At 60.8% G+C, this 10,770-nt stretch carries 11 protein-coding genes; 1 reads left to right on the top strand and 10 read right to left on the bottom strand.

The window, feature by feature from the left end; genetic code table 11:
- Positions 1-37: 37 nt before the first annotated feature.
- The 10 genes from phnK to LCH65_RS12655 all read right to left on the bottom strand — a co-directional run bounded on the left by phnK (position 38) and on the right by LCH65_RS12655 (position 9,516).
- On the bottom strand, positions 38-859 hold the full coding sequence (phnK, locus tag LCH65_RS12700; protein ID WP_122266691.1) for a phosphonate C-P lyase system protein PhnK: 822 nt from the start codon (positions 857-859) through the stop codon (positions 38-40).
- Complete coding sequence (locus LCH65_RS12695) at positions 856-1,743, bottom strand: alpha-D-ribose 1-methylphosphonate 5-phosphate C-P-lyase PhnJ (RefSeq protein WP_003367174.1); 888 nt, start codon at positions 1,741-1,743, stop codon at positions 856-858. Before LCH65_RS12695 ends, phnK begins: the two co-directional genes overlap by 4 nt.
- Entirely contained in the window at positions 1,740-2,819 is a 1,080-nt protein-coding gene (locus LCH65_RS12690; protein ID WP_003432923.1) for a carbon-phosphorus lyase complex subunit PhnI, read from the bottom strand. The genes LCH65_RS12695 and LCH65_RS12690 overlap by 4 nt, the downstream gene beginning before the upstream one ends.
- Positions 2,819-3,415, bottom strand: coding sequence for a phosphonate C-P lyase system protein PhnH (gene phnH, locus LCH65_RS12685; RefSeq protein WP_060707655.1), 597 nt, complete (start codon positions 3,413-3,415; stop codon positions 2,819-2,821). Before phnH ends, LCH65_RS12690 begins: the two co-directional genes overlap by 1 nt.
- Positions 3,415-3,879 carry a phosphonate C-P lyase system protein PhnG gene (gene phnG, locus LCH65_RS12680; protein ID WP_003367168.1) on the bottom strand — a complete coding sequence of 155 codons (465 nt, stop codon included), beginning with the start codon at positions 3,877-3,879 and terminating at the stop codon, positions 3,415-3,417. Before phnG ends, phnH begins: the two co-directional genes overlap by 1 nt.
- A gap of 14 nt (positions 3,880-3,893) precedes the next feature.
- A complete protein-coding gene (phnF, locus tag LCH65_RS12675; RefSeq protein ID WP_042930461.1) occupies positions 3,894-4,643 on the bottom strand; it encodes a phosphonate metabolism transcriptional regulator PhnF in 750 nt (249 codons plus the stop codon).
- Between the two features lie 36 nt (positions 4,644-4,679).
- Positions 4,680-5,468, bottom strand: a complete 789-nt coding sequence (gene phnE, locus LCH65_RS12670; protein WP_226439517.1) for a phosphonate ABC transporter, permease protein PhnE — start codon at positions 5,466-5,468, stop codon at positions 4,680-4,682.
- Between the two features lie 28 nt (positions 5,469-5,496).
- Positions 5,497-6,507 (bottom strand): phosphonate ABC transporter substrate-binding protein, encoded by a 1,011-nt coding sequence (phnD, locus tag LCH65_RS12665; RefSeq protein WP_226439516.1) that lies wholly within the window; start codon positions 6,505-6,507, stop codon positions 5,497-5,499.
- Positions 6,508-6,551: 44 nt separating this feature from the next.
- Positions 6,552-7,385, bottom strand: a complete 834-nt coding sequence (gene phnC, locus LCH65_RS12660) for a phosphonate ABC transporter ATP-binding protein (RefSeq protein ID WP_054081829.1) — start codon at positions 7,383-7,385, stop codon at positions 6,552-6,554.
- A 241-nt stretch (positions 7,386-7,626) separates the two neighbouring features.
- Positions 7,627-9,516 (bottom strand): methyl-accepting chemotaxis protein, encoded by a 1,890-nt coding sequence (locus tag LCH65_RS12655; RefSeq protein ID WP_003432931.1) that lies wholly within the window; start codon positions 9,514-9,516, stop codon positions 7,627-7,629.
- A gap of 333 nt (positions 9,517-9,849) precedes the next feature.
- On the opposite strand from LCH65_RS12655, the gene LCH65_RS12650 reads away from it, so the two are divergent.
- Positions 9,850-10,677, top strand: coding sequence for an HDOD domain-containing protein (locus LCH65_RS12650; protein WP_032609424.1), 828 nt, complete (start codon positions 9,850-9,852; stop codon positions 10,675-10,677).
- Positions 10,678-10,770 lie beyond the last annotated feature (93 nt).

The raw sequence follows: 10,770 nt of genomic DNA, 5'->3' as shown, positions 1-10,770 counted from the left end.
CTCACCTCATCTGTACAGGCTGTTCGGACAGTGCGACTCATGGCTGCAATACCGAGGACACCAACAGTTGCGAATACGGGTGTTGCGGGTCATCGAGAATCTGGTCAGTCAGGCCGCTTTCGACCACTTCCGAGCGACGCATGACCATCAACCGGTCGGCGAGCAGCCGCGCGACCGCCAGATCGTGGGTAACGATGACCACGGCCAGATCCAGCTCGCGCACCAGGCCGCGCAACAAATCGAGCAAGCGGGCCTGCACCGACACGTCGAGCCCGCCGGTGGGTTCGTCCATGAACACCAGTCTGGGGCTGGAGACCAGATTGCGGGCGATTTGCAGGCGCTGCTGCATGCCGCCGGAAAAGGTCCGCGGCAGGTCGTCGATGCGCTGCGGATCGATCTCCACCTGGCTCAGCCAGTCCAGCGCGGCACCCCGCAACTGCTGATAATTACGTACCCCCTGCGCCATCAGACGCTCGCCGATATTGGCGCCGGCCGACACGCCCATGCGCAGGCCATCGCGCGGGTTCTGTTCGACAAAACCCCACTCGGTGCGCAGCAAGGTGCGCCGCTGCGCCTCACTGGCGCTGTACAGGTCGAACCAGTCGCCCGCCTTGCTGCGATAGTCGATGCTGCCGCGGTCCGGCGGGCAACGTCCGCTCAACAGCGAGAGCAGCGTGGATTTCCCCGAGCCGGACTCGCCAACGATGCCCAGCACTTCGCCGGGGTACAGATCGAAACTGACGTCCTGACAGCCCTTCTGCACACCGTACAGGCGAGTCAGGCCGCGCACCTTGAGCAGCGGCTGCACCGCGTCAGGAAGGCGCCCGCCCGCCGCGTCCAACGAACGTGCACTGATCATCGGTCGTTCTCCTGCTGTTTGACGCGCTGGGCGCAGTAATCGGTGTCGGAGCAGACAAAGCTCTGCGTCCCGGCATCGTCGAGAATCAGCTCGTCGAGAAAGGAATCATGACTGCCGCAGATCGCACAGCACTGCTCCCAGCGCTGCACCTCGAACGGGTGATCTTCAAAGTCCAGGCTTACTACCTGCGTATACGGCGGCACGGCGTACAGACGCTTTTCGCGCCCCGCACCGAAGAGCATCAATGCCGGGCTCATGTGCAGCTTGGGGTTATCGAATTTGGGAATCGGCGACGGGTCCATCACGTAGCGTTCATCGACCATCACCGGGTAGGCGTAACTGGTGGCGATATGGCCGAAGGTGGCGATGTCCTCGTAGAGTTTGACGTGCATAACGCCATAATCATCCAGCGCGTGCATGGTCCGGGTCTCGGTTTCCGAGGGCTCGATGAAACGCAGCGGCTCGGGAATCGGCACCTGATAGACCATGATCTGATCGGCCTGCAGCGGCGTTTCCGGGATCCGGTGACGGGTCTGGATGACGGTCGCCTCAGGCGTGCGCTCGGTGGTAGCGATGCCGGCCGTGCGGGCAAAGAAACGCCTGATCGAGACAGCGTTGGTGGTGTCGTCAGCGCCCTGATCGATGACCTTGAGCACATCATCAGCGCCCAGGATCGCAGCGGTCAGCTGCATCCCGCCAGTGCCCCAGCCATACGGCAGCGGCATTTCGCGCCCGCCAAACGGCACCTGATAACCGGGGATCGCCACCGCCTTGAGCAAGGCGCGACGAATCATGCGTTTGGTCTGCTCGTCCAGATAAGCGAAGTTGTAGGCCTCATCCCGTGCAGGCCTTTGCTGTGCGGTGTTCATCGGTGCATTACTCATTGGTCGCTCCCCGGTTTCGGTGCAGACTTGCGCAGCTTGCGGATCAACTCCAGTTCGGACTGGAAATCGACGTAATGCGGCAGCTTGAGGTGCGAGACGAAACCCGCCGCTTCGACGTTGTCGCAATGCGCCAGGACGAACTCTTCCTGCTGGGCCGGTGAGCGGACTTCTTCGTTGAATTCCTCGGCGCGCAGCGAGCGGTCCACCAGCGCCATGCCCATCGCCTTGCGCTCCGCGTTGCCGAAGGCAAGGCCGTAACCCCGGGTAAACTGCGCGGGTTCGCTGGCCGAGCCGACGAACTGATTGACCATCTCGCATTCGGTGACTTCGATGTCGCCAATCGCAATCGGGAAGCCCAGTTCTTCAGGTTCGATCCAGACTTCCACCTCGCCGATGCGGATTTCCCCGGCGAACGGGTGATTGCGGCCATAACCGCGCTGGGTCGAATAACCCAGCGCCAGCAGGAACCCCTCATCGCCACGCGCCAGCGCCTGCAGGCGCTGGGCACGATTGGACGGATACTCCAGCGGTTCGCGGGTGATGTCCGCCACGCGCTCACCGTCGTCGACTTCGGGCTTCATAAGCCCCTCCTTGGCCAGCAACCCGAGCACTCGCGGACAGGGCTCAAGGGTGGCGTGCGGGGTAACTTCCGGGCCCGGGTGCTCGCCTTCGGCCAGCAAGGTGAAATCCAGCAGGCGGTGGGTGTAGTCGAAGGTCGGCCCCAGCAATTGACCGCCGGGGACGTCCTTGAACGTGGCCGACAGGCGACGGTTGAGCTGCATGTTCGAGGTGTCGATGGGCAGGCTGGCGCAGAAGCGCGTCAGCGTGGTGCGATAGGCGCGCAGCAGGAAGATCGCTTCGATCAGATCGCCCGCCGATTGCTTGATCGCCAGCGCAGCCAGTTGCGGGTCGTACAGCGAACCCTCGCTCATGACCCGCGCGACCGCCAGCGGCAGTTGCTGGCGGACCTGCTCGACGTCGAGTTCGGCAATGCCGGTGTCGCCACGACGCCTGCTGGCCAGCAGACGGTGAGCGTTATCGATGGCCTGTTCGCCACCCTTGACCGCGACGTACATCAGGCACACTCCTGCACGCGGGTGCTGCGTGGCAAGCCGAGCAGTCGATTGCCCGAGACAAAGAACACATCCAGCCCGCAAGGGAAGACATTACGTGCTTCACGTGCGGCCCAGAAACCTTCATCCAGCGGCAGCGCCACCGAATGGTGTCGCTCGATGCCGGGACCGCTCCAGGCAAGCATCCGCCCGCCTTCCAGGTCAGGCAGCTGGATCAGCAAGGTGCAGGATTGATCCGGGTAGCGATCATTGCCGGTATCGAAATCGTGCAGTTGCAGAGCAGTCGATGCATCAAGCAACGCGAAGCGGGCCGCGTGCCGGTCAGTGACAATCGGGCTGCCGCAATGAAAGGCAATGTTTGCGCGAATCGCCGGGGTATCAAATGCCGGTGCCAGCCACACTGGCGTGTCCAGGTCCAGCAACGCCAGGCACAGGGCATGGGTTGCACTGTCCAGGCCCTGCAAGGCCGGCGGTTGGTGCGCGGTGGGCAGCGTCTGAATCACGCCCGGCCCGGACAACGCCTTGAGGGCGACGCGAAAACTGCGCTGGGCGTCCAGTACCGGATCGGTGAAGGCAGGTTGCAAAAGGACGGCATTCATCAGTCTTCTCCTCGGACCAGGGTAAAGAATTCGACTTTGGTGGCAGCGGCCTCCGCGTCCTTGCGCGCCCGACGCTCGGCTTGCGCACGCGCCAGCGGCTCGATCAGTTCGGACAGCCACCAGGCCTGCTGCGCGCCCTGCAAATGCGCGTCGGCCAGAGCCGCCAGTTCGGCGTGGCGCTTGTCGCGTCCGGCCAGATAGCTGTAGCCGGTGCGACCATCGGCCAGACGCACCACACAGCGCGTCACACTCATTTCGCCGAGGTTGAAAGCTGAACCGGTGCCGCCCATACGGCCCCGCACCAGGGTCATGCCGATTTCCGGAGCGCGGATCATCTGGTAATCGGTGTCGCGCAACGCCGCTTCGTGACGCTGCAATCGCTCGCGACTCGGCTCATCGACATGGGCACGTGCCAAGACGCCCATCCAGTGTTGACGTGCGGCTGTTTCAGGGGATGCTTGCATGGAACACCTCGGGGTCAGTCCGTCGTTGGGTGGCCAGCCATCTGGCTGTCGGCAATCGGGTTGAATGCCACTTGGTACTGGAAGCGGTCTGAACGGCTGACCGAGCGTGAAAGCTCTACGGGCCGCCCCGACCGGTCACACGAAACCGTCAACACCGTCAGCGCAGGCATGTGTCGGGGCATCAGCAGCAACCCGGCCTCTCCGCGGGACGGCAAGCGTGCACCGATCAGGCTCTGTGCACGGCTCAACGGCAACTCGCGCTCGGCCAGGTACTGGCGCACCGAGCCGCCCTGATACTCAGCCAGCAACTCGCTGTAACGGGCGCTGTAGCGATGGCAGATCAGACTCACGGCCTGCCCGTCCAGCTTGCGCAAGGTCTGCAGTTCAATCAGTGGCGCATGCTCGGCCAGCCCCAGATGCAGCGCATCTTCCTGGCTGGCGATGCATTCGCGGCGCACCAGCAGCACGGCCTCGACCCCGATGCCCTGCGCCGACAGCGACTTGCTATAGGCGCTTTCGGCCTGCATCGGGTAGATCAATGGGCGTTCCAGTACCTGAGTGCCCTTGCCCTGCCGGCGCAGCACACTGCCCTCGCGGACCAGTTCGTCGACAGCACGGCGAATGGTGTGGCGGTTGACGCTGAAGCGTTCGGCCAGCTGAAACTCGGCGGGCAGGTAATCGCCAGGCAGGTACGTAGCCAGCTCGTCACGCAGCGTCTCGGCCAGTTCCAGGTACATCGGCTCAGCTTGTCTAGACAACTGCATGGTTAAAAAAAGTGTTCATTGAACACCCCTCTTCTGTCAGATGAATTGCTTGCGCAGGCGCTGCGACATGATGTCGATGACGCTTACCACAACGATGATCACCAGCAGCACGGCGCTGGTCTGGACGAACGCAAAGGCGCGAATGTTTTCCCAGAGGATAACCCCGATGCCCCCTGCGCCGACCATCCCGACCACGGTTGCCGAGCGCACATTGGATTCGAACCGGTATAGAGCATAGGAGATCCACAGCGGCATGACCTGCGGAATGACCCCGTAGATGACTTCCTGCAAGGCGCTGGCACCGGTGGCGCGCACCCCTTCAACCGGTCCGGGCTCTATGGCTTCGACAGCTTCGGCGAACAGTTTGGCGAGGACCCCGGTGGTGCTGATCCACAGTGCCAGCACCCCGGCGAACGGCCCCAGCCCGACGGCGACCACAAACAGCATCGCGAACACCATCTCGTTGATCGAACGAAAAGCGTCCATGCAGCGTCGCAGCGGCAGATGAATCCACCACGGCGTGATGTTCTCGGCGCACAGGATGCCCAACGGTATCGAGCAGACAATCGCCAGCGTCGTACCCCAAAGGGCGATCTGGATAGTCACCAGCATTTCCTTGAGGTAACTGCGCCACTCACGGAAGTCCGGAGGGAAGAAATCGGCGGCGAATGTGGCCATGTTCGACGAGTCGCGAACCAGTGCCATCGGGTTCATTTCTGCGCCCTGCCAGGCCCAGGCCAGTGCAGCGAGCAACAGGCCCCAGCCCAGATAACGGGACCAGTTGGCTTTGTCTGCAACCTGGGCGTAGGCAACGTGAGTGGTCATGACGAACTCCTGATCGTGAACGGCTGGCTCAACCTGCGGAGCTGCCTGCGGTTTTCTGGTTCAGCTCAGTGATACGCTCCTGCAACTTGCTCAGGCTGGCATCGATATCCTTGAGACGGGCAGTTTTCTCCTGGGCGTCCAGCGTGGTGCTGGCAGCCACTTCGGTGCGCTGCTTGAACAGTTCGAGCTGGCGGATGGGCAGCAATTGGTCATCGCTGGACTTGAGAAACTTGCCCATCTGCATGTTCTTCAGGACGGTTTTCTCTTCATCGGTATTGCCATAACTGGTGAAGAACTCACGAATCTTTGCCTTGTCCTTGTCCGACAGCGCCTTGCTCCAGACAATCGGGTCGGCCGGGATCAGCGGCGATTTCCAGATCACCTTGAGTTGCTCGACCTTGTCGGGTTGGGTCACAGCCAGGCGATCCCAGCTTTCGGTATTGAAGGTCGCAACGTCCAGCTGCCCCTTGGCAACACTCAGGGCGTTGACTTCATCACTGGAGTTCAAGGTGCGCTTGAAGGCAGTGGACGCATCGACGTGGTTTTTCGCAAACACGTAATAACCTGGCACCAGATAGCCCGAGGTGGAGTTCGGGTCGCCGTTGCCGAAGGTCAGGCTCTTGGCATTCTTGAGCATGTCTTCGACGCTATTGATCGGGCTGTCCTTGCGCACGATCAGCAGGCTCCAGTAACCCGCGTCACCGTTGGCGGCGGAGGTCTGGGCAAAGATCTCGCCGTTGGAGCGGTCCACCGCTTCCATCGCCGCCTTGTTGCCCAGCCAGGCCACGTCCACCTTGTTGAAGCGCATGCCCTGAATAAGGCCGGCGTAGTCCGAAGCGAAGGTGGCATTGACCTTGAGACCGGTCTTGCGGCTCATGTCATCGAGAAACGGCTGCCAGATACTTTTCAGGTTTTGCGAAGACTCGGTGGACATGATGCCGAAATTGATGGCTTTTTCTTCTGCGGCCTGGACGGTGCCCAACGCGCAGGCAGTCAGCAAGGCGGCAGAGGCGAGAAGACGACCGATACGCTTGAACATGCAGGCTCTCCGGAAAATGTCAGGTGGGGTATGTTGAAAGGACGTCAGACCTTGGCCAGCGTCAGGCTGGCTTTTTGCCGCACGCGCCGGCTTCGTTCGGTGATCATCAGACTCGCGTCCGCGTCTGCACCGTAGAGGTCGTTGAGGAACTGTTTGCTGAGCTCCTGCGCCGGGCCATCAAAATGAATACGCCCGGATTTGAGCGCCACCGCACGCGGGCAATAGCGCACGGCATAATCGACCTGATGCAGGGTCACCACGACCGTCTTGCCGTCGCGGCGGTTGATGTCGGCGAGGATTTCCATGACGCGGCGGGCCGATTCCGGGTCCAGTGAGGCAATCGGTTCATCGGCGAGGATCACTTCGGCGCGCTGGGTCAAGGCGCGGGCAATCGCTACCCGCTGCTGCTGCCCGCCGGACAGGGTCGAAGCCCGTTGCGCGGCAAGGTCCGCCAGCCCGACCCTTTCCAGCGCGGCCATTGCACGCTGTTTTTCCTCGTTGTTGAACAGCGCCAGACTGCCGCGCCAGCGTGGCATGCGCCCCAGACAACCGAGCAGGACGTTGTCCAGCACGCTGAGGCGATTGACCAGATTGAATTGCTGGAAGATATAACCGATATCGGCGCGCAGACGTCGCACCTGGCTGTTGAGGCGGCCGGAGGACTGAACCTCGCGGCCCAATACCTGAACCTGACCGCCATTGCTGCGATCACAGCACGCCAGACCGGCGAGATGCCGAAGCAGCGTTGACTTGCCCGAACCGGAAGCGCCAATCAGCGCGACCATCTCACCAGGTTGTATAGACAACGCGAGATCAATGAGAGCGCTTTTGTGGGAAAAGGTCTTGTTCAGGCCTTGTACATGAATGGCTTCGTTCATGAGGCTTCTCGGTCTGTGCACGACCCGGGACAGGTCGCATTTGGTTGTCAACCAAACTGAACCTGTGTTGTTGCAGCGTCATGAACCGCGAGTGACCAAGTGATAACAGTTTGTCACCCATCGTGTGGCAACGGACAGCGGTGGGACCCTCATCCGCTGCATTGCCACGCTGAAGCATTGGGACTGAAAGAAGCCCAGGCAGCCGCTCCCGGTACTGCGGAGCGGCGCAAACGCAGCCGGATCAGATCCTGAAGCTGCCCACCAGCTGCTGCAGACGCGCAGCCTGCTCTTCCAGCGAGTTGCAGGCATCCAGGGTCTGGCGCAGGTTGTCGACGCCCAGCTGGTTGAGGGTGTTGATGTGAGTGATGTCGACATTGATCGACTCGACCACCGAGGTCTGCTCTTCAGTTGCCGCCGCGACCGACTGGTTCATGCCGTTGATCTCTTCGATGCGGCGGGTCACGCTGCTCAGACGCTCGCCGGCCAGATTGGCGATGCCGACGCTGTCCTCGCTCTGACGCTGGCTCTCGGTCATGTTGGTCACTGCTTCGCGAGCGCCGACCTGCAGCTCTTCGATCATGGTCTGTACTTGCTGGGCAGAATCCTGAGTGCGGTGCGCCAGGTTGCGCACCTCGTCGGCCACTACCGCAAACCCGCGCCCTGCTTCACCGGCACGCGCCGCTTCGATGGCGGCGTTGAGCGCCAGCAGGTTGGTCTGCTGGGAAATGCTGGTGATCACTTCAAGAATCTGCCCGATGTTGGCGGTCTTGCCATTCAGGCTTTCGATGTTCACGCACGACTCGCTGATCTTGCCGGACAGCTCGTTCATCGCCTTGATAGTCTGCTGCACAACGTTCTGACCGTCGCTGGCCAGGCCGCTCGCATCGCTCGACTGCTGCGAGGTGCGCGCCGCATTCTGGGCGATTTCCTGGGCAGCGGCACCCAATTCGTTGATCGCCGCTGCCACGCTTTCAGTGCGATTGGCCTGCTGGTCGGAGTTGCCCATCGACGCGTTGGAGACCTTGACCACCCGGGTGGCAACCTCGCCCAATTGCGCGGCAGTCGAAGCCACTTCGCGGATCGAGGTATGGATACGTTCGACAAAATGGTTGAACGACTCGGCCAGTGCGCCGAATTCATCCTGCGAAGTGATGGCCAGACGCTTGGTCAGATCGCCCTCGCCATCGGCGATATCACGCATCGCGCGGCCCATTTGATGCAGGGGTTGCATCAACACCCGGATCAACAGGCCCAGCAACAGGATGATCACCATCACCACAACCACCATCGCAGTGATGGCCGAGGTACGGAACTCGGTCAACATGGCGTAGGCGGAATCCTGCTCCAGTACCAGTGCCACGTACCAGTTGGCCGTCGAGACACCTTGAACGGGCGTGAAGGAAATGATCTCGGGCTTTTTACCGGAGTCGATTTCACTCACCCCGGCAGCAATTTTCGGCGTATTGGTCGGGTAGGCTTCACTGATGTTCTTGAGCACCAGCTTGCTGTCCGGGTGCACCAGAATCTTGCCGTCGGCGCTGACCAGAAACGCATAACCATGGCCATCGAAGTTCAGCGAGTTGATGATCTTGGTGACGTTGTCCAGAGCGATATCGGCACCGGCCACGCCCACGAACTGATTCTGGAACTTGACCGGTGTGGCCATGGTCATGACCAGCTTGCCGGAAGATGCCGCGATGTAGGGTTCGGTCACAATGGTGCCGGGGGCATTCTGTGCCGCCTTGTACCAGCCACGTGCACGCGGATCGTAGTCAGATGGGCGATTGGCCGACGGCACCGAGAACATCACGCCATCGGTGCTGCCAAAGTAGCTCAGCTGAAAACTGTCACTGTAGGCAGGCAGGCCGATGGCGCGTTGCAACTGGGGCAGTTCCTTGCCATCCGCGGCGATTTGCTGCGACATCGATTGCAGCAATTGCATGCGGCTTTCCAGCCAGGTTTGAATGTTCTGCGTGGTGAGCGTACCCAGTTGTTGCAACTCGGACTTGACGCTGGATTTGAGCGACTGACGCTGTCGATAGTCATTGACGACAATGAATACACTGAACGCCACGACCACAATCAATGCAGCGGCGAGAAGAATCTTTTTGCTGAAACCCAGACTTTTCATAGCGGTTACTTCCACGGCAAAAAACCAATAAGGACGATCTCTGGATCGCCAATCAAACTTCACAACAGTGCCGTCTATTTCACATTACAACCCACAGGCCGTTCAGCAACCGGAGCCGATACGTCTGCCACGGCGTCAATCACCAGGCAGGTCCGAGTATCGAAACCTTACAGAGACGCTTGTATCGCCATATCGGCGCGATCCACGAGTCCTTGATTATTTTTTTCGTCGCAGGTCGAGACGCCCTTCCCACAATCGACACTCAAGCGTGCAGAACAGGAAAAACTGGCTATGGTTGAAATCATCCCCCGCCCTGCACAGGATGGTCTCGCCATGCCAAGTATCGAGCAACTTTTTGACGGTTTGCATAGCCTCCCGAGTATTCCCAAAGTGGCTCAGGATCTGATGCTGCAATTTGACAATCCCTCTTCGAACCTGGAAAGCATTGCGCGCAATATAGAGAAAGATCCGGTGATTGCGGCCAAGGTATTGCGTCTGGCCAACTCGGCGCGCTTTCGCGGCTCAAGGGAATCCTCGAGTATCGAAGACGCGGCCATGCGCCTGGGTTTCAATACGCTGCGTACGCTGGTGATGGCCTCGGCAGTGACCGGTGCATTCAAGGCCGGGCCGAGTTTTGATCTCAAGGGGTTCTGGCTGAAAAGCTTTCAGGTAGCAGGAATCTGCCGGATGCTGGCGAAACAGACGGGCGCCGATCCTGAAATCGCCTTTACCTGCGGGGTGATGCATAACATCGGTGAGTTGCTGATCCAGACCGGCGCGCCCGATGTTGCCGAACGCCTGAACAACGCCGCCAAAGCCGGGACGCCAGGACGTGCGGCCAGCGAAACCCTGCAACTGGGTTTCAGCTACCCGGAAGTCGGTGCAGAGCTGGCCAGTCGCTGGCATTTACCCAAGGTTATTCAACAGGCTATCGCCTATCAGGCAACGCCGATGAGGGCTCCGGCTGACGCATCGCTGCCGAGGATCGTCGCCCAGGCCATTACCATTTCGGATGCGCTGGAGGCCCACGGCGGCGCGACACCTCAGGCGCAGCAGGCGTCAGGCGGTCCGCTGATGGAAGGCATCGATCTGGACGCGCTGTTTGCCGGGTTGCCGGCGGTGCTGGAAGCAGACAAGGCGTTCTCCGAATTACTGAACTGAACCAAAAGCAATTCTCCAGGCTGACCAGCGTATGCGGGCATGGCGTCAGGCGGTCCATTTTTGAGGCCGTATAGCGCTTTTATCTGTATATCC

The organism is Pseudomonas sp. MWU16-30316 (assembly GCF_020515645.1).
Classification (GTDB): domain Bacteria; phylum Pseudomonadota; class Gammaproteobacteria; order Pseudomonadales; family Pseudomonadaceae; genus Aquipseudomonas; species Aquipseudomonas cerasi.
This window is presented reverse-complemented; position numbering and strand designations above follow the sequence as displayed.

Bases quoted from the DNA above. Each gene is read 5' to 3' on its own strand.
- phnG (WP_003367168.1), bottom strand. From the start codon at position 3,879: ATGCAAGCATCCCCTGAAACAGCCGCACGTCAACACTGGATGGGCGTC.
- phnC (WP_054081829.1), bottom strand. From the start codon at position 7,385: ATGAACGAAGCCATTCATGTACAAGGCCTGAACAAGACCTTTTCCCAC.
- phnK (WP_122266691.1), bottom strand. From the start codon at position 859: ATGATCAGTGCACGTTCGTTGGACGCGGCGGGCGGGCGCCTTCCTGAC.
- phnE (WP_226439517.1), bottom strand. From the start codon at position 5,468: ATGACCACTCACGTTGCCTACGCCCAGGTTGCAGACAAAGCCAACTGG.
- LCH65_RS12655 (WP_003432931.1), bottom strand. From the start codon at position 9,516: ATGAAAAGTCTGGGTTTCAGCAAAAAGATTCTTCTCGCCGCTGCATTG.
- phnH (WP_060707655.1), bottom strand. From the start codon at position 3,415: ATGAATGCCGTCCTTTTGCAACCTGCCTTCACCGATCCGGTACTGGAC.
- phnD (WP_226439516.1), bottom strand. From the start codon at position 6,507: ATGTTCAAGCGTATCGGTCGTCTTCTCGCCTCTGCCGCCTTGCTGACT.
- LCH65_RS12695 (WP_003367174.1), bottom strand. From the start codon at position 1,743: ATGAGTAATGCACCGATGAACACCGCACAGCAAAGGCCTGCACGGGAT.
- LCH65_RS12690 (WP_003432923.1), bottom strand. From the start codon at position 2,819: ATGTACGTCGCGGTCAAGGGTGGCGAACAGGCCATCGATAACGCTCAC.
- LCH65_RS12650 (WP_032609424.1), top strand. From the start codon at position 9,850: ATGCCAAGTATCGAGCAACTTTTTGACGGTTTGCATAGCCTCCCGAGT.
- phnF (WP_042930461.1), bottom strand. From the start codon at position 4,643: ATGCAGTTGTCTAGACAAGCTGAGCCGATGTACCTGGAACTGGCCGAG.